This is a genomic window from Pseudomonas sp. SZ57 (assembly GCF_009495975.1).
GTDB classification, from domain to species: domain Bacteria; phylum Pseudomonadota; class Gammaproteobacteria; order Pseudomonadales; family Pseudomonadaceae; genus Aquipseudomonas; species Aquipseudomonas syringae.
In genome coordinates this window covers 14232-32681 of record NZ_WIBD01000004.1, presented here as the reverse complement: position 1 = coordinate 32681, position 18450 = coordinate 14232, and the positions used below count along the sequence as shown (strand labels likewise).

11 protein-coding genes are annotated in these 18450 nt (G+C 59.6%); 6 read left to right on the top strand and 5 right to left on the bottom strand.

From position 1 onward, the window contains the following. Nucleotides 1-33: 33 nt before the first annotated feature. Nucleotides 34-1281, top strand: coding sequence for a glycoside hydrolase family 68 protein (locus tag GE543_RS07400; RefSeq protein ID WP_004410489.1), 1248 nt, complete (start codon nucleotides 34-36; stop codon nucleotides 1279-1281). A 59-nt stretch (nucleotides 1282-1340) separates the two neighbouring features. On the opposite strand, the gene GE543_RS07395 is transcribed toward GE543_RS07400, so the two are convergent. Beyond that, nucleotides 1341-1916 (bottom strand): ANTAR domain-containing response regulator, encoded by a 576-nt coding sequence (locus tag GE543_RS07395; protein WP_003416172.1) that lies wholly within the window; start codon nucleotides 1914-1916, stop codon nucleotides 1341-1343. 14 nt (nucleotides 1917-1930) lie between these two features. Continuing rightward, the gene (locus GE543_RS07390; RefSeq protein ID WP_153221108.1) at nucleotides 1931-3142 is read right to left on the bottom strand and encodes a CmpA/NrtA family ABC transporter substrate-binding protein; all 1212 of its coding nucleotides are present in this window, start codon (nucleotides 3140-3142) and stop codon (nucleotides 1931-1933) included. Nucleotides 3143-3605: 463 nt separating this feature from the next. Between GE543_RS07390 and GE543_RS07380 the strand changes: the two genes are divergently transcribed. After that, on the top strand, nucleotides 3606-4637 hold the full coding sequence (locus GE543_RS07380) for a quinone-dependent dihydroorotate dehydrogenase (protein ID WP_003346110.1): 1032 nt from the start codon (nucleotides 3606-3608) through the stop codon (nucleotides 4635-4637). A gap of 142 nt (nucleotides 4638-4779) precedes the next feature. Here GE543_RS07380 and rmf read toward each other — a convergent pair whose 3' ends face one another. Next, nucleotides 4780-4995 (bottom strand): ribosome modulation factor, encoded by a 216-nt coding sequence (gene rmf, locus GE543_RS07375; RefSeq protein ID WP_002553055.1) that lies wholly within the window; start codon nucleotides 4993-4995, stop codon nucleotides 4780-4782. 588 nt (nucleotides 4996-5583) lie between these two features. On the opposite strand from rmf, the gene rlmKL reads away from it, so the two are divergent. The 3 genes from rlmKL (at nucleotide 5584) to GE543_RS07360 (ending at nucleotide 12526) form a co-directional block, all read left to right on the top strand. Next, entirely contained in the window at nucleotides 5584-7836 is a 2253-nt protein-coding gene (gene rlmKL / locus GE543_RS07370) for a bifunctional 23S rRNA (guanine(2069)-N(7))-methyltransferase RlmK/23S rRNA (guanine(2445)-N(2))-methyltransferase RlmL (protein ID WP_003416174.1), read from the top strand. A gap of 513 nt (nucleotides 7837-8349) precedes the next feature. Beyond that, nucleotides 8350-9969, top strand: a complete 1620-nt coding sequence (locus tag GE543_RS07365) for a methyl-accepting chemotaxis protein (RefSeq protein ID WP_153221106.1) — start codon at nucleotides 8350-8352, stop codon at nucleotides 9967-9969. A 166-nt stretch (nucleotides 9970-10135) separates the two neighbouring features. Further along, nucleotides 10136-12526: a diguanylate cyclase gene (locus GE543_RS07360; RefSeq protein ID WP_153221105.1), complete on the top strand. Its 2391-nt coding sequence runs from the start codon at nucleotides 10136-10138 to the stop codon at nucleotides 12524-12526. A 52-nt stretch (nucleotides 12527-12578) separates the two neighbouring features. Here the strand turns inward: GE543_RS07360 and dacB are convergent, their stop codons facing one another. Further along, entirely contained in the window at nucleotides 12579-14045 is a 1467-nt protein-coding gene (gene dacB / locus GE543_RS07355) for a D-alanyl-D-alanine carboxypeptidase/D-alanyl-D-alanine-endopeptidase (RefSeq protein ID WP_003346102.1), read from the bottom strand. 338 nt (nucleotides 14046-14383) lie between these two features. Between dacB and GE543_RS07350 the strand changes: the two genes are divergently transcribed. After that, complete coding sequence (locus GE543_RS07350; protein ID WP_003346101.1) at nucleotides 14384-14728, top strand: YggL family protein; 345 nt, start codon at nucleotides 14384-14386, stop codon at nucleotides 14726-14728. 94 nt (nucleotides 14729-14822) lie between these two features. Here GE543_RS07350 and GE543_RS07345 read toward each other — a convergent pair whose 3' ends face one another. Beyond that, nucleotides 14823-18443, bottom strand: a complete 3621-nt coding sequence (locus GE543_RS07345) for a transporter substrate-binding domain-containing protein (protein WP_153221104.1) — start codon at nucleotides 18441-18443, stop codon at nucleotides 14823-14825. Nucleotides 18444-18450 lie beyond the last annotated feature (7 nt).

Sequence of the window (18450 nt, the reverse complement as noted above, 5' to 3'; positions counted from 1 at the left end):
CTTGTACAGGCGCCTGCAAAGGACATCATCATCATGAGTAACATCAATTACGCACCTACCATCTGGTCCCGAGCCGATGCGTTGAAGGTCAATGAAAATGACCCGACCACCACGCAACCGTTGGTAAAAGCGGACTTTCCGGTCATGAGTGATAAGGTCTTCATCTGGGACACCATGCCGTTGCGCGAGCTTGACGGCACGGTGGTCTCGGTCAACGGCTGGTCGGTCATTGTCACGCTGACAGCTGATCGCCATCCCGATGACCCGCAGTATCTCGGCGCCAACGGCCGCTACGACATCAAGCGCGACTGGGAAGATCGTCACGGGCGGGCGCGCATGTGCTACTGGTATTCGCGGACCGGCAAGAACTGGATCTTCGGTGGTCGGGTCATGGCCGAAGGCGTGTCGCCCACCACCCGTGAGTGGGCGGGCACACCGGTACTGTTGAATGACAAGGGTGATATCGATCTTTACTACACCTGCGTGACACCGGGGGCGACGATTGCCAAAGTACGCGGCCGTATTGTGACATCCGATCAGGGCGTGGAGTTGAAAGACTTTACCCAGGTCAAAAAACTGTTCGAGGCCGACGGCACTTATTATCAAACCGAAGCGCAGAACTCGACGTGGAACTTCCGCGACCCGAGTCCGTTTATTGATCCCAATGATGGCAAGTTGTATATGGTCTTTGAAGGTAATGTCGCCGGCGAACGCGGTACGCATACCGTTGGCGCTGCGGAACTTGGCCCGGTGCCACCCGGCCATGAAGAAGTTGGGGGTGCGCGTTTTCAAGTGGGCTGTATCGGGCTGGCGGTTGCTAAGGATCTCAGCGGTGAAGAGTGGGAAATATTACCGCCACTGGTCACTGCGGTGGGTGTCAATGATCAGACCGAACGTCCGCATTATGTCTTTCAGGACGGCAAGTATTATTTGTTCACCATTAGTCACAAGTTTACGTATGCCGACGGTGTGACCGGTCCGGATGGCGTTTACGGTTTTGTGGGCGAGCATTTGTTCGGGCCTTACCGGCCGATGAACGCATCCGGACTGGTGCTGGGCAATCCGCCTGCACAGCCTTTCCAGACGTACTCCCACTGCGTGATGCCGAACGGCCTGGTGACTTCGTTCATCGACAGCGTGCCCACCACCGGCGATGACTACCGTATCGGCGGCACCGAGGCGCCGACGGTCAGAATCCTGTTGAAGGGCGACCGCTCGTTCGTGCAGGAAGAGTATGACTACGGCTACGTGCCGGCGATGAAGGATGTGCAGCTGAGCTGACAGGCTGCGCCCCTGTAACTCGTGAAGAACGCCTGTGGGGGCAGGCGTTCTTCGTGGCTTCAGCCCAGCAGTTCGCTCATCGCGATAATCTGCTCGGCCACCTGAATCAGCTTCTGCTGGCGACTCATTGCCTGACGTCGCATCAGCGTATAAGCCTCTTCTTCGTTGCAATCCTTCATCTTCATCAGCAGCCCCTTGGCCAGTTCGATGCGCTTGCGCTCGGCCAGTTGCTGGTCGCGGGCATGCAATTGCGCGCGCAGCGCCTGATCGCTTTCAAAGCGGGCCATTGCTACATCCAGAATCGGTTGCAACCGTTGCGCCTGAATACCCTCGACGATATAAGCGCTGACCCCGGACTTGATCGCCTGGCGCATCACGCCTGGATCGTGCTCGTCGGTGAACATCACGATGGGACGTGGCTGGTCGCGGCTGACCAGCACCACTTGCTCCATCACGTCGCGACCTGGCGATTCAGTGTCGATGAGGATGACGTCCGGGCGTACGGCTTCAACGCGTGCGGGCAGGTCGATGATCAGGCCGGATTCGTCGATCACGTCGAAACCGGCTTCTATCAAGGCTGACCTGAGGCGACCGACCTTTTTGGCGGTGTCATTGATAAGCAGGATACGCAGCATGGTTACGTTCTCCTTCAACGACTGGCCACAGCGGGCACGTCGTCGGCCAGCGAGTGGAGCTTGAAGCTACGCGCGTAGCCCGCCGGATCGCTGCCGTCCCAGACCCTGCCATCGATCAGCTGGCTGCTGCGCAAGGTCGCGGCAGGTACGTCGATGCCCAGCGCACTGGCGGCCTGACAGTACAGGTCGAGTTGCTGCACACGGCTGGCCACCGCCAGGTAATCCGGGTCTTCGCGCAACAGGCCCCAGCGTCGGAACTGGGTCATGAACCACATGCCGTCAGACAGCCAGGGGTAGTTGACCTGTCCCTGGGCATGGAAGCTGACCGCGTGAGGGTCTTGCCAGCGATTGCCGAGACCGTCGCTGTACTGGCCGAGCAAACGCGGCTCGATGCAGTCCACCGAGGTGTCCAGGTAATCGGCACCGCTGAGCAGTTGCGCGGTGCTGCGCCGGTTATGATCGTTTTCCTCGATGAAGCGGCTGGCTTCCAGCACGGCCATGATCAGCGCTCTGGCGGTGTTGGGGTTCTGCTCGACAAACTCACGGGTACAGCCCAGCACCTTGCCCGGGTGATCCGGCCAGATCGACTGGCTGGTCGCCATGGTGAAGCCCAGTTGCTGCTGAACGGCGCTGGCGCCCCAGGGTTCGCCGACGCAGAAACCGTCGATGCGCCCGGCCTGCAGGTGTTGCGCCATTTGCGTGGGCGGCACCACGACACTGTTCACATCATCGAGCGGATGAATGCCCTGGCTGGCCAGCCAGTAGTAGAGCCACATGGCATGGTTGCCGGTGGGGAAGGTCTGCGCGAAGGTCAGCTTTGAGCCGCTTTGGTGCGCGCGTTTGTCCAGTGCTTCAGGAGTGATCACGCCCGCCTGTTGCAACTCGCGGGACAGGTTGATGCACTGGCCGTTCTGGTTGAGCCCCATGAGGATGGCCATGTCGGTCGCCGGGCCACCGCTGATGCCCAGTTCCACCGCATAGATCAGACCGTACAGGCTGTGTGCCGCCTGCAGTTGTCCGCTGACCAGTCTGTCGCGCAGCCCGGCCCAGGAGGTCTGACGCTCGAGGTTCAGGCTCAGGCCGTAAGGCTGGGCGAAACCCTGCGTGGCCGCGACCACCAGCGGGGCACAGTCGGTCAATGCCATGAAGCCCACGTCCAGGCTGTTCATTTCCGGGGCGTCGCTACCGGCCACCCAGTCGAGCGCATTACCGGTTCGTTCGTTCATCGCGCGTGCTTCATCAAAGGTCCGTCCAGAAAAAAGGCGTCGTCCGACCCGATGCCGAGTCGCTCTTCGTTATATACAAGTCTGTTTTTGATTCTGGCCGGAGGCGGTAGGAGCGAACTTGTTCGCGAAAGGGCCGGTACAATCGCTGAAAATCTATCGTCTGAAACACGGTCTTCGCGAACAAGTTCGCTCCTACGCCCTTCTGGCAGAAGCGTGAAAAACCCTGTAATTCGGGCTTTCCAGGGCTGTATATAACGCTAAGTGCCAGTGCAAGGGGCTGAAGCGACGCCGTTGTCCATGCACCGCTCCGCCGTTGGAGTGAGTGCCGATAGCGGTTTCAAGCAAGGCATATGCCATCGCCGGGGGAGGGCGAGCAACAAGTTTGTCGCGCGCCTCGCCTGACAGGCCCGCACACGTCTATAATCGCCACCCTGAATTCAGCTGCTCACGAGCCCATCCCGCCATGTATAACCTGGCCCGCCAGTTACTGTTCAAACTTTCCCCGGAAACCTCTCATGACCTGTCGCTGGACCTGATCGGTGCAGGCGGACGGCTGGGCCTCAATGGCCTGCTGAGCAAGTCCCCGGCGAAGTTGCCGGTCAGTGTGATGGGCCTTGAGTTTCCCAATCCCGTGGGGCTGGCAGCCGGCCTGGACAAGAATGGTGCGGCCATCGATGGCTTCGCGCAACTGGGCTTCGGTTTCGTCGAGATCGGCACAGTGACGCCACGTCCGCAGCCGGGCAATCCCAAGCCGCGTATTTTCCGCCTGCCCAACGCCGAGGCGATCATCAACCGCATGGGCTTCAACAATCTGGGCGTCGACAACCTGGTGTCCCGTGTCGAAGCAGCAAAGTATCGCGGTGTTCTGGGCATCAATATCGGCAAGAACTTCGACACGCCGGTCGAGCGCGCGGTCGACGATTACCTGATCTGCCTGGACAAGGTCTATGCCCATGCCAGCTACGTCACGGTCAACGTCAGTTCGCCCAACACGCCGGGGCTGCGCAGCCTGCAGTTCGGCGATTCGCTCAAGCAACTGCTCCAGGCCCTGAGCCTGCGTCAGCAGGAACTGACGCAACGGCATGGCAGGCGTGTGCCGCTGGCGATCAAGATTGCCCCGGACATGACCGACGAAGAAACCGTGCTGGTGGCCGCAGCCCTGATCGAGTCCGGTATGGACGCAGTCATTGCCACCAACACCACGCTGAGCCGCCAAGGCGTCGAAGGCCTTCCGCATGCTGATCAGGCAGGCGGTTTATCGGGCGCTCCGGTTCGGGAAAAAAGCACGCACATCGTCAAGGTTCTGGCCGGTGAGCTCGCGGGTCGTCTGCCGATCATCGCCGCCGGGGGGATCACCGAAGGCCGGCATGCCGCCGAGAAGATCGCTGCGGGTGCCAGTCTGGTGCAGATCTATTCGGGGTTCATCTACAAGGGCCCTGCGCTGATTCGCGAGTCGGTGGATGCCATTGCGGCAATGCCTCGCGCCGCACGCTGAACCCGGGGTAAAAAAAAGGGGCTCTGCAAGAGAGCCCCTGGGCGTTGGCCCGCCGCCCGGGTCGGGCGTGCATGGTGCAGGTGTGAATCAGTCAGTCATGTATGGCCCGACAGAGGCCTGAAAGTCTTTGATGTGAATCGCCTCATCCGACCGCGTGAAGTTCGTTGAGTCTGTGGATGCCCGCAGTGCCGGTCATACCGTCCCAGTTGTCGCCGCGTCCTTCGCGCCAGCCATTGATCCATGCCTGGCGTACTGACGGTAGAGTAAAAGGGCAAAGCTCACGGGATTTACCATGAACGCCGTATTGATAACCGCGTAAAAATGCTCTTTCCAACGGATCACGCTTAAGTCTTCTCATAGGGTAATGCCCTCGTCTGTTGACTGTAATATCCCTGAGACCCCGTGTTGAGGTCGGGCAGAATCTTCTGCCGTTGGGGCCCGCTGCCGGCGTCGCGGGCCTTGATGCCATCCCCATTGCGGCGATGACCTGAGACGATTTCTAACCAAAGCGCAGGGCGGTGTGAATGATCGTTTTGTCATAAGCACGTCATATTCAGGTCTGTCGAGCAATAAGCGATGACCTGCTTCAACCACGATTTTTTCTGCAGCCCCGTGAACATGGGGGTTTGCAAGCCCATTGAGATCGCTTATCAGGCTCATATACTGGCTCAATGCCTTGGCTGTTTAAGCGACGAAGGGTCACAGCAAGGCTGCAAAAATGTGACTTTTCAAAAAAAGACTTTTGACTGCGCGCCTTCATTGCCGACATCGCCTTGCCTGATATCTGTTCTAATACGCGCCAAAACTGCCGCAATGACATGACAGGATCATGCGGTGGACCGGCACACATCACGTGCCACGCAGGCGTTCTCCATGAAAGACGCCTGTTCAAATCTGGCAGGGCAATGCGTTGCCCGCCGCAGACGGCTCAGGCCCTGGAATACACATGTCGGATCGCTACGAACTTTTCCTCACTTGCCCCAAGGGCCTTGAAGGCCTGCTTGCCGAGGAAGCCACTGCGCTGGGTCTGCAAGAGACCCGCGAGCACACTTCAGCCATTCGCGGCTCGGCCGACATGGAGACCGCTTACCGGCTGTGTCTCTGGTCGCGCCTGGCCAACCGCGTGTTGCTGGTGCTCAAGCGCTTCCCGATGAAGGATGCCGAAGACCTTTACCACGGCGTACTGGATGTCGAGTGGCAGGACCATCTCGAATCCGACGGCACCATTGCCGTTGAATTCAGTGGCCATGGTTCGGGCATCGACAACACCCATTTCGGTGCGCTGAAGGTCAAGGATGCGATCGTCGACAAGCTGCGCACCCCGGATGGCGAGCGCCCTTCGGTCGACAAGATCAACCCCGATCTGCGCGTGCACCTGCGTCTGGATCGCGGTGAGGCCATTCTGTCCCTCGATCTGTCCGGGCACAGCCTGCACCAGCGCGGTTACCGTCTGCAGCAGGGCGCTGCACCGCTGAAGGAAAACCTCGCCGCCGCCATCCTGATCCGCGCCGGCTGGCCGCGCATCGCTGCCGAGGGCGGCGCGCTGGCTGACCCGATGTGCGGTGTCGGTACGTTCCTGGTCGAGGCCGGTATGATCGCCGCCGACATCGCCCCGAACATCAAGCGTGAACGCTGGGGCTTCTCGGCCTGGCTGGGCCACGTCCCGGCGCTGTGGCGCAAGCTGCACGACGAAGCGCTGGCCCGCGCCGAAGCCGGTTTGGCCAAGACACCTTCGTGGATTCGCGGTTACGAAGCCGATCCGCGGCTGATCCAGCCGGGACGCAACAACATCGAACGTGCCGGCCTGAGCGACTGGATCAAGGTCTATCAGGGCGAAGTCGCGACCTTCGAACCGCGTCCCGACCAGAACCAGAAAGGCCTGGTGATCTGCAACCCCCCGTACGGCGAGCGTCTGGGAGATGAAGCCAGCCTGCTGTATCTCTACCAGAACCTCGGTGAGCGCCTGCGTCAGGCCTGCCTCAACTGGGAAGCTGCGGTGTTCACCGGCGCGCCGGACCTGGGCAAGCGCATGGGCATTCGCAGTCACAAACAGTATTCGTTCTGGAACGGCGCCTTGCCGTGCAAACTGCTACTGATCAAGGTCACGCCTGACCAGTTCGTGACCGGCGAGCGACGCACCCCCGAGCAGCGTCAGATCGAACGCGAAAACCCTGTCGAGGTTGAAGTCGTTGAGCGCAAACTCAACAAGAACGGCAACCCGATCAAGCCGGAACCGGTGGTGGTCGAACAGGCGCGCCTGAGCGAAGGCGGGCAGATGTTTGCCAATCGCCTGCAAAAGAACCTCAAGCTGATGGGCAAGTGGGTGCGTCGCGAAGGGATCGATTGCTACCGCGTGTATGACGCCGACATGCCTGAATACTCGCTAGCGATCGATCTGTATCACGACTGGGTGCATGTTCAGGAATACGCAGCACCCAAATCCATCGATCCGGAAAAGGCCTCAGCCCGGCTGTTCGATGCGCTGGCGGCCATTCCGCAAGCACTGAACATCGACAAGAACCGCGTGGTGATCAAGCGTCGCGAGCGTCAGAGCGGCACCAAGCAGTACGAGCGCCAAAGTGCCCAGGGCCAGTTTCTGGAAGTCAGCGAAGGCGGCGTCAAGCTGCTGGTCAATCTGACCGACTACCTGGACACCGGGCTGTTTCTCGACCACCGCCCGATGCGCATGCGTATCCAGCGCGAGGCGGCCGGCAAGCGTTTCCTGAACCTGTTTGCCTACACGGCGACGGCCAGTGTGCATGCTGCCAAGGGCGGTGCGCGCAGCACCACCAGCGTCGACCTGTCGCGGACCTATCTGGACTGGGCGCGTCGCAACCTGTCGTTGAACGGTTTCTCCGACAAGAATCGTCTGGAGCAGGGCGACGTGATGGCCTGGCTGCAGGCCAACCGCGACGAGTACGACCTGATCTTCATCGACCCGCCGACGTTCTCCAACTCCAAGCGCATGGAAGGCATTTTTGATGTCCAGCGTGATCAGGTCGAGCTGATCGATCTGGCCATGGCACGTCTGGCACCGGGTGGCGTGTTGTACTTCTCCAACAACTTCCGCAAGTTTGTGCTCGATGAAAACCTGAGTCAGCGTTATGCGGTCGAAGATATTACCGCGCACACCATCGATCAGGACTTCGCCCGTAACGGCAAGATCCACCGCGCCTGGAAAATCATGGCGCGTAGCTGATCCGGTGCGCGATGAACGGATCGGTAACGGTCCGTTCATCGCACCTCGCGATATCTACTGCACTCGTTTGCATGCCGTTGTGCTCAAACGCGTTTAATCCGTTGGCAAACGTCTGATTGGGTGTTGCGTATAAACGTCCTTTGAATCAACAGCTTGATGTGCAACATCTACGTTCATTGGGTGTTTTAAACTTATTTCGGGAAGTTTGAAACTTTTGCATTTCACGGCGTTGCGCGGTGTTATACTCGCGATGTCAGATGGCTATATATTTTTATTTATTCATATTTCGATCGTCATCCTACGGTTATGCAACGGCTGTCTTGTTGAATGTCTTGTCTGTTTTCGTTTCCTCGGAGTGCGCACTTTTATTCCCGATATGATTTCCTCGGGAAAGCGGTATAACGAATTTCAACTGTCGACCTCTTGAGTGAAGTCCCTGTCCAATCGGGCGACTGAAGGTATCGACCGTGTCTTGAGATTGTCCACGCCGTACCTACCTCCGAAGGTAACAAGATGAGAAACGTCAAGGTCGCTGTTCGTGCCGGGATGAGCTTTATGCTGATCACCTGCCTGCTCATTGCGTTGGGAGGGATCGCGCTATGGAAAATGGGCGAGTTACGGTCCAGCATGGACACGCTGCAGAATAACGCTATGGCCAGCATCATCGTAGCGAACAAGGTAAGCAGCGCTACCATGCGCTTGCGGCTGGATGTACGGCGGCTGATCGGGCAGTCCGATCCTCAGGCCCAGGCAGCAACTGCGGCGCGAGTGAAAGCCTCGCGAGAGGAAATGCTCAAGCAGTCTGCCGCGTACGCGCCACTTGTAAGCAATGCCAGCGAGGCAAGCCTTTATCAAACGGTCAACACCTCCGCCCAGAAGTTTGCGTCACTTCTGGAGACGGTGCTCAAGTTTAGTCAGAAAGGCGACAACGCCGGGGCTGTAATGTTTACCGACGTCAACATAGTGCCCATTACCGAGACCTTGCAAACGGCAGTGGATGAACTGGTTCAGATGAATATCGAGCAGGCCGATAGTTTGGGTGCAGATGCAATGGCGTCGTATAAAAGCGGCTTCACCTTTACCGTAGTTATTATTATCGCGTCGCTGATTATTACGATCATCCTCGCCGTTCTGTTGACGCGCAGTATTGTCACTCCTTTGAAATCATTGTTGTCGGTCAATGAGCGTATTGCCAGCGGTGATCTTCGTGGTGACATTCCGGTCACGGGTGACGACGAGTTTTCCGAACTGCAACGCTCGACACTGGCCATGCAGAAGAACCTGCGACAAACCATTGGCCTGATCGGCAACTCGTCACAGCAACTGGCTTCCGCTGCCGAAGAAATGAACTCCATCACCGTGCAATCCAGTACCGGGTTGGGTCGTCAGAATCAGGAGATCGAGCAGGCCGCCACAGCGGTCAACGAAATGACCGCAGCGGTGGATGAGGTCGCGCGCAACGCAGCGGCTGCATCTGACGCAGCGAAAGAATCCAATGCCTCCACAGTGCGCGGAGCCGAGCGAGTGGCCAGTACCGTCACCGCGATCGAAAAACTGAGCGCCACGGTGCTTGCCACCAGCGCCGATGTGCAGCGTCTGGCCGGGCAATCCAACGACATCAGCAAAGTCCTCGCGGTGATCCGTACCATCGCCGAGCAAACCAACCTGCTCGCCCTCAACGCCGCTATTGAAGCTGCGCGTGCCGGCGAGCAGGGGCGCGGTTTTGCCGTCGTGGCGGATGAGGTCCGGGCACTGGCGCATCGTACTCAGCAGTCGACCCAGGAAATCGAGCAAATGATCGGCGCCGTTCTAGAGGGCTCCGAACAAGCCACCCGGTCGATGCAGGAAAGCTGCATGGGCGCGCAGGATACTCTGGGGATTGCACATGAGGCCGGTGCGGCGCTTGACGATATTGCCCGGCGTATCGAAGAAATCAATGACATGAACACGCTGATCGCTACAGCTTCCGAAGAGCAGGCGCAGGTGGCTCGTTCCATTGACCACAATCTGATCAGTATTCGCGACCTTTCCGTACAGAGTACCGAGGGCGCCAATCAGACTTCCCTTGCCAGTGGCGAACTGTCGAGACTGGCGATTGAAATGAACGGCGTCGTTACACGATTCAAGATGTAACTTGAGTGGCTGCCCGCAAGGTTGAAGCCCGGTCTTCAACCTTGCGGACAGACCAACGGATCGTTCTGAAACAGTCATAAGCCTATGAAAATTACTGGCGAATAGCTATAACAGAAGTTATAGCCAGCCTGACGCTTCCGTATGTTGGCGTCTTGAGTTTGTGTGTATGACAGTCAAGCGGTTCAAGCTCAGAATTCTGAGTTTCATCAACGGTCAGCTTTCAGCGTGGCTTATCGCAGTCCTGGCATTGCTGGTCGGCGCGGCACTTACGATCATGCTGGCGCTGGCCGACAACGAGTTGTATCAGCGCCAGTTGCGTCAGCGTTTCGACATGGTTGCCGCGGAGCGCTTCAGTCGCCTGCAGGAACGTCTGGACAGGCAGGTTACCCGGCTCGACACCCTGGCTCGTTTCTTTATCTACTCCCATCAGGTTGAACTGTCCGAATTCGACGGGTTTGTCGCGCCGTTGCTGATCGGCACCCAGGCGTATGCCTGGAACCCAAGGGTGCTGCAAGCCGAACGGGCAGCTTTTGAAAGGCAGTCGCGTGAGGAAGGCTCGCCCGGATATGCCATACGCGAGATGGATGAAAACGGCGCCTTGAAAATCGCTGCGGCACGAAATGAGTATTTCCCGGTTCGATACATCCAGACGCTCAGCAACATTCCGACGCCAGCGGGGTTCGATGTCGCCTCGGAGCCGGTGCGCCGTGCCGCGCTGGAACGTGCGCGGTTGCTGAAACGAACCGTCGCAACGCCTCGTATCCACCTGTTGTCCCTGGAGCCTTCCGACACGTATGGCATTTTGCTGGTCGCGCCGGTGTTCTCGATTGGCCAACCGGTTGCACAATTGCGGGGTTACGTCACCGCAGTGATCAGCCTGACGCAATTGATGAACATCGGCACGGCAGAGCAGGACAACCTTGCCGTGACCATGCTCGACCTCAGTTCGCCGGAAACGCCCGAGCAGGTCTACCAGTCGCCGCTCCCTGCGATACGCAGTCCGCTGTACGCCAGCAGCCTGCTGAGCCTGGGCGACAGGGATTATCTGGTCGAGGTTCGCCCCACGCAGATTTTCAGCCTGAACAACCAGATCATGATGCCTGGCCGGGTGCTGTGGCTTGGAGGGCTTTTGAGCCTGATGCTCAGTGCCTTGCTCTACAGCCTGATCAGCCAGCGTCAGCGTGCCCTGCAACGGGTTGCGCAGCGCACCCGCGAGCTGCGCCAGCGCGAGCAGCAATTGAGGGCCGCGCACGGGCAGTTGCGGAGTGTGCTGGATGCGGCGACCGAAGTGGCGATCATCGCGACCGATCTGGACGGGCTGATCAAGACGTTCAACGTCGGTGCACAGAAGATGCTCGGCTATGCGCAGGAGGATGTGCTGGGCAGGTTCCGCCTCATGGACTTTTACCAGTCAGCCGATCTGGAGGCCCGTGCGAGCCGCTTGAGCAAAAGCCGCGGGCAACCGATCAGCGCCTCGCAACTGATGTTTCTCGATGCCGTACAGGACGGTAACCACCCTTCGCAGGAGTGGACCCTGCAGCGCAGCGATGGCAGCACGCTGGTGGTGAACATGCTGGTCACTGCGGTGCGTGACGATCAGGGGCTGTGGACCGGGTACCTGGCGGTGTGCATCGACGTCACTGAGCATAAACGCGTCAACCAGGCGCTTGCCGAGAAGGGGCAGTTGCTGAAAAAGCTCGGCTCGCAAGTGCCAGGCGGCATTTACCAGTACCACCTGGCCGTCGATGGCAGCGCACGTTTCAGGTACGCCAGCGCCGGCATGTGCGAGCTGTTCGAGGTGGGCGAGGAACAACTGCTGAGCGATTCCGAAACCATCCTGCGACGCATACAGGCGGTGGACCTGATGCGGGTCAGAAGCTCCATCCTGATCAGTGCCGAACACCTGACACCGTGGAGCGAAGAGTACCGCGTCGAGCTGCCACGCAAGGGGCTGCGCTGGTTACGTTCGGCGTCGACGCCTGAGCGCCTGGCCGATGGCAGCGTGCTGTGGCATGGCTTTGTGTCCGATATCACCGACCTCAAGCGCGTCGAGCAGGAGCTGCGTGCGCTGTCGGTCACCGATGTGCTGACCGGTGCCTACAATCGGCGCTACTTTCAGGACCGGATGCAGGCCGAGCTGAAAAGAATCGACCGGCACGGCGGTAACCTGTCGATCATCATGCTCGATATCGATCACTTCAAGCGGATCAATGACCGCTTCGGGCATGCCGCAGGCGATCAGGTGCTCAAGGCTATCTCGGAAAAGATCAGCCAGAGGCTGCGCAGCGACGATGTGTTCTGCCGTCTGGGTGGTGAAGAGTTCATGGTGATCTGCCCCGGAACGCGCGGTGCCCAGGCCTATCAACTGGCACTGAGCCTGCGCGAGGAACTGCGCAGGCAGGTTATCGAAGGCGTCGATCAGGTGGTCACAGGCAGCTTCGGGATCGCCAGCTGGCGCGAGGGGGAGGGGATCGACGCGATGTTGCTGCGCGCCGACTCCGGAGTCTACGCCGCCAAACAGGCCGGTCGCGATCGGGTCGAGCCCGAGCAGGACTGATGCAGACAGACCCGCTGCTCAAGCGGGCCTGCCGATTGTCGGTATCGATTGGTTATTGCTGGATCGAAACCGTGGTGTTGGTCAACTTGGGCTGCCGGTACAGATCGACCAGTACCTCGTCGAGTATCGACGATGCACCAAACGGACGCGGGTCGTTGAGGATCGCCACGACGGCCCAGGTGTTGCCGTTGCTGTCGCGGCTGAAGCCGGCAATCGCACGCACAGTATTCAGGGTGCCGGTCTTGATGTGTGCCTCGCCGAGCAGCGGGGTGCGCTTGAGTCGCTTGCGCATGGTGCCGTCGAGGCCGGCCAGCGGCATGGAGCTCATGAACTCGGCAGCATAGGGACTGCGCCAGGCCGCTTGCAGGATCACCGCCATTTCACGCGCGCTGACACGCTCGGCCCGCGACAGCCCGGAGCCATTCTCCATGACCAGATGCGGCGCGGTGATGCCTTTCTTCGCCAGCCACTGACGGATGACACGCTGTGCGGCCTTGCCGTCGTCACCGTCGGCTTCGTTGCGGAACTCTTCGCCCAGGCTCAGGAACAGTTGCTGGGCCATGGTGTTGTTGCTGAACTTGTTGATGTCACGAATGACTTCCACCAGATCCGGGGAAAAGGCCTTGGCCAGCAGCTTGGCATTGCCGGGCAGCACGCCAACGCGGTCCTTGCCCTGAATGGTGCCGCCCAGTTCCTGCCAGATGGCCCGCACTGCGCCAGCCGCATAGGTGGGGTGGTCCAGCAGTGACAGGTAGGTCTGTGAGTTGCAGCCATTGCCCAGCTGGCCGGTGACCGTCACGTTGACGCTGCCATCGGCCTGGGTGACCGGGTTGTAGCGCACATCCCCGGTGCATTGCTTCGAGGCGCTTGCCTTGACCTGATTATCAATGCGGATGCTGGCAATCGGCGGCTCGACCGAGACCAGAATCCTGCCGTCGTCATTGCGGGTCACGAAGCGCAGCGCCTTGAGGTTGACCATCAGTGCGTCGGGCTTGACCAGAAACGGCTTGTTGTCGTCATTGCCGTCATCGTTGAACACTGGCAATTGCGGTTGCACGAAATGACTGCGGTCCAGTACCAGGTCGCCGGTCACCTGCTGCACGCCATTGGCGCGCAGGTCACGCATCAGCAGCCAGAGCTTTTCCATATTCAGCTTGGGATCGCCGCCGCCCTTGAGGTACAGGTTGCCGCGCAGCACGCCATTGCTCAGGGTGCCGTCGGTGAAGAATTCGGTTTTCCACTGGTGGGTCGGGCCGAGCATTTCCAGGGCCGCGTAGGTGGTGATCAGCTTCATGGTGGAAGCCGGATTGACCGAGACGTCGGCGTTGAACACGGTGGGCGTGCCGGGGCCATTGAGCGGCAACATCACCAGCGACAGTGCGTCATCGCCGAGTTTGCTGGCTTTCATGGCCTGTTGAACCTTGGGGGGCAGCGTGGTGTTGATGACGGCGGCGTAGGAGGGCAGAGCCAGGGGCAAAAGGAGTGACGCGAGCAACAATGGACGTAGCGACTTGATCATTGACTAAAACCCTACTGCAAAGAGGGAAACGAAAAAGAGGGCATGGATGAATTCCCTCGGTAACTATTGCAAATGTCGATTCGATTTCGATAACTATAGTAGTGAATGCGCGGCGGGCTTTTTTTGTAACACACAATGCCACGCATGAAACGAGCCGCATTATGCCCCAAGCGGGGCAGGCTTGTGACCGGGGGGCAAGCCGGTAAATGCTATTTTTTAATGATTCGGCGTTCATGGCCGTCGCAACGCCGGATATCCACCACACGCCGCAATTGTCGGGCTTTTAAATCGCCAAGCTGGTAAAGTGCCGCCCGATATTTATTGATGAGGATTGTCCCATGGCCACTAACCGCTCCCGCCGTCTGCGCAAAAAACTGTGTGTGGACGAGTTCCAGGAATTGGGTTTTGAACTGAACCTGGACTTCAAGCAAGAGCTGGACGACAAGGCAATCGATGCTTTCCTTGACGCTTTCCTGAAAGAAGCAATGGAAGCCAACGGTCTTGGCTATGTGGGCGGCGACGACTTCGGTCTGGTTTGCCTGAGCAAGCGTGGCTCGGTCAGCGAAGAGCAGCGTGCTGCTGTCGAAGCCTGGCTCAAGGGCCGCAGCGAACTGACAGAAGTCACTGTCAGCCCGCTGATCGACGTCTGGTACCCGGAAAAGGAAATCAATCCGGCCGCCTGATGTAACGGGAAGCAGGCCAGCGCCTGCTTCCCTTGCTTGTTCCCCGCACGTCTCCCGTTTATCTCCCTCTTCGTTGTATCGTCTCTGCGCTCGCTCAGTCAGGCTTTGCCTGTTGCAGCATCAGTGCGTCCTCAAGCTCGATCATGGCCAGTTCGACTGCCTGCTGGCAGGTGTAGAACTGTTCATCGGGTGTGTCCGGTTCGCAGGCCAGTTCGAGCGCATCACAGGCGTCGACCACCCGTGAAGCGGTGATGATCCGTGCCGCGCCCTTGATCCTGTGCGCCAGGTCGCGGGTTTTCTGACGATTGTTTTCCGGTATCAGTCTGGCCAGCAACAGCCGGTCTTCGTGGTTGCTGTGCAGCAGTTGCGCGAGCAGGCGTTCAACCATCTCGGGACGGTCACCGGTCAGGTTGCTGACGCTCTCGAGGCTGAAGGGCAGGGCCCGGCTGGACACCAGCGGGGCAATGGCTGTCAGCCGTTCGCTGAGCATCGAGAGGCTGATGGGTTTGAACAGGCAGTCGTCCATGCCCGCCGTCCGGCAGCGCTCGATCTCGTCAGGCTGCGCGTTGGCCGTGAAGCCCCAGACAGGGCAGCGTTGGCGTTCGCAGGCGCGCTCCTGTTCGCGGATCGCAGCGGTCATGTCGTAGCCGTTCATGATCGGCATGTTGCAATCGGCGACGACCAGATCGAAGGCATCTGTTTTCCAGCGATCGAGCCCTTGCGCGCCGTTTTCGGCCATTTCGCAGTGATGGCCGAGAAAGCCGAGCTGCTGGTAAAGCAGCAGTCGATTGGCAGGATGATCGTCGACGATCAGGATCCTGAGGGTCTGATGAACGACGGCTGCCGGTTGCGCAACGACGGGCTGACCGGTCAGCGGTTCAAGTGTGGTCAGCACCAGATTCATGCTGATCCGGGTGCCGTGCCCCGGCGTGCTGTCGAGCGAAAGGTTGCCGCCCATCATCATGCACAGGTTGCGGCAGATCACCAGCCCGAGCCCGGCGCCGGTACGCGCCATTTGTCCGGTGTTGTCGGCCTGGGCGAACGGTTCGAACAGGCGTTGCTGGTCTTCGACACTGATGCCGATGCCGCTGTCCTGAACGGTGATGTGCAGATGCAGCAGTTGCGGGTCCGGACTTTCGGCTGCCTGCAGTACGACCTTGATCCGCCCCATCGGGGTGAACTTGATGGCGTTGCTGACCAGGTTGGACAGGATCTGTTTGAAGCGCAACGGGTCGATCAGCACGTCGGCGTTGATCCTGCTGTCCAGTTCCAGCACCAGTTCGAGGTCCTTCTGCCGCGCCAGACCGTCGAATACCCTGAGCACCGACTCCACCAGCCGGCGCAGATTCGCCCGCTCGGGGTTGAGTGACAGCCGCCCGGATTCGATGCGGGCGATGTCGAGGATGTCGCCGATCAGGTCCAGCAGGTCGTTGGCCGAGCTGTAGGCGACTTCGATGGCGGACCGATCCAGTTCGCCGTGATCGGCACGTTTGAGCGCCAGTTCCAGCATGCCGATCACCGCATTCATGGGCGTGCGGATTTCATGGCTCATGGTGGCAAGGAAGGTGCTCTTGGCCCGGCTGGCGGCGTCGGCCTGTTCCTTGGCAGCCTGTAGGTCCTCGATGAGCTGGCGACGCTCGCTGATGTCGATCCAGCCACCGATGATGCCCTGTACTTCGCCCAGAGAGTCACGAAACGGCAGGATCCAGTGGTAGATGGTCAGCTGTCGATCGCCAATGCGCAGAGGGCGGTCGAGGATCAATGCGGTATTGCTGGCCATGACCCGCTGATAGTCGGCAGCGTATTCCCGGGCTTCGAAGGCGTTGCCCAGCACCCCTTCGGTGGCGCTCTTGCCGATGATGTCTTCCCGTTGCGCGGAGAACACCCTGAGGTAGCTGTCATTGCACATGCGTAGCATGCCTTCGCGATCCCGTACGTAGATGGGATGCGGCGTACCCTCGACCAGGGCGCGCATGAATTCGAACTGATCGCCCAGAGCCCGCTCCGCAGCCTCACGCTGACGTATCTGCCGGCGCATCCAGGCATTCCAGGCCAGCAGGCCCAGCAGCAACAGGCCTGCACCCACCACAATCTGATAGATCAGCCGTTCATAGTCATGCCAGTTGGCGCGTGAGGGGGTGTAGACGCGCCAGCGGTTGTTGATCGCTGCCATGTCCTGCGGTGCGATGCTTGCCAGGGCCTTGTCGAGAATCGAGCTCAGCTCGATGGCATTGCGTGAGGTCGCCATGGAAATCAGCGCCGGGTCCTCGCCGACGGTAGCGGTCATCTGCAAACGCTCCTCGAAGATCCCGGAAGACAGGAAATAGTCTGCGCTGAGCAGCGAGATGACCGCACCTTCCGCCCGGCCCAGTGACAACATGTCCAGCGCCTGGAACGGGTTGTCGATTTCCAGCGGCACGACCCTGGGGTATTTGCGGCTTAGCCAGTCGAGCACCGGGCTGCCCTGAGTGATCGCCAGACGCTTGCCGTCCATTTGCTCCAGATAGCTGGGGGCACCCTGGTCCTTGCGGGTGACCAGCACGAACGAATTGTCGATGTAGGGGCGGGTGAAGCTGAATCGGTCCTCACGCGCATCACTGGACACCAGCGCGCCGATCATGTCTGCCTGACCTTCGCCGACCTGATTGAGCATGTCGGTCAGGCTGGGCGAGCGTTTGACGTCGAACCTGAGCCCGGTACGCAGGCGCACCAGTTCGAGCAAGTCTGCGGTGATGCCGCGAAAGTTACCCTTGGCATCGAAGAATGTCAGCGGTGCATACGCTTCGTTGACGACCACGCGCACGGTCGGGTGCTGAGCGATCCAGCGCTCCTCGCGTTGCGTCAGTTGCAGCTTCTGGTCGGTGAGCATCAGGTCGCTGCCCGTGCTCCAGCGTCTGGAAATATTGATCCGTTCATCGACGGGGATGGCTTTCAGCGTCTGATTGATGATGCCCAGCAGTTGCGTGTTTTCGTTGCTGACCGCGAAGCTGAAACCGTTGGGCTCGTGCTTGCCGAAATTCGACATCTGCACGTTGTTCAGATAACCCTTGTTGATGATGTACTGGGTGGAAATCGTATCGCCCAGGAACACGTCCGCCTGATTGAAGGCGACTGCGTTGATGGCGTTCTGAAAAGAGGGATAGGTCTTCAGCGTTGCGCCGGGATAGGACGCTTCGACCTCGGCAGGCGGCAGGTAGTGATAGACCATGCTCAGCCGCATGCCTTTCAGGCCCTCGTTCAGGGGGCGGGTGTCTCCGACCCGGGTGACCAGGACGGGCTGGTCCACCGAGTAGGGCTGTGAAAGCCTGATGTTGCGATCGACGGCTTCAAAACCGTTGGCGGTGCCCAGCAGGTCGATCTGGCCTGCGGCAAGGGCCTTGATCGCCGCATCACGGGTTTCGAAACGCTGAACCCTGACGGGCAGGTCCAGCGCATCCGAAATGATCCCTGCGTAGTCGGCAGTGATGCCTTCGTAATCGTTACCTGAAATCGTGATATCGAAGGGCGGGTAATCGGGGCTCGAGGTGCCGAGAATCAGTTCGCGTTGACCGCGCACCCACTGCCACTGGTGACTGTCCAGCTTCACGTCCATGTGCGCCGGGCTCGAGCGACCGAGCAGGGTATAGTGATCGGCCGCATGAAGACCGGCTTCAGCACCCCAGCCTATGCACAGGCTTGTGGCCAGTATTAATAATTGTCTGAAGCGCTTGGGCATCCGTTTT

Coding starts and splice junctions, on each gene's coding strand:
- GE543_RS07400 (WP_004410489.1), top strand. CDS start 34: ATGAGTAACATCAATTACGCACCTACCATCTGGTCCCGAGCCGATGCG.
- GE543_RS07395 (WP_003416172.1), bottom strand. CDS start 1,916: ATGCTGCGTATCCTGCTTATCAATGACACCGCCAAAAAGGTCGGTCGC.
- GE543_RS07390 (WP_153221108.1), bottom strand. CDS start 3,142: ATGAACGAACGAACCGGTAATGCGCTCGACTGGGTGGCCGGTAGCGAC.
- GE543_RS07380 (WP_003346110.1), top strand. CDS start 3,606: ATGTATAACCTGGCCCGCCAGTTACTGTTCAAACTTTCCCCGGAAACC.
- rmf (WP_002553055.1), bottom strand. CDS start 4,995: ATGAGAAGACTTAAGCGTGATCCGTTGGAAAGAGCATTTTTACGCGGT.
- rlmKL (WP_003416174.1), top strand. CDS start 5,584: ATGTCGGATCGCTACGAACTTTTCCTCACTTGCCCCAAGGGCCTTGAA.
- GE543_RS07365 (WP_153221106.1), top strand. CDS start 8,350: ATGAGAAACGTCAAGGTCGCTGTTCGTGCCGGGATGAGCTTTATGCTG.
- GE543_RS07360 (WP_153221105.1), top strand. CDS start 10,136: ATGACAGTCAAGCGGTTCAAGCTCAGAATTCTGAGTTTCATCAACGGT.
- dacB (WP_003346102.1), bottom strand. CDS start 14,045: ATGATCAAGTCGCTACGTCCATTGTTGCTCGCGTCACTCCTTTTGCCC.
- GE543_RS07350 (WP_003346101.1), top strand. CDS start 14,384: ATGGCCACTAACCGCTCCCGCCGTCTGCGCAAAAAACTGTGTGTGGAC.
- GE543_RS07345 (WP_153221104.1), bottom strand. CDS start 18,443: ATGCCCAAGCGCTTCAGACAATTATTAATACTGGCCACAAGCCTGTGC.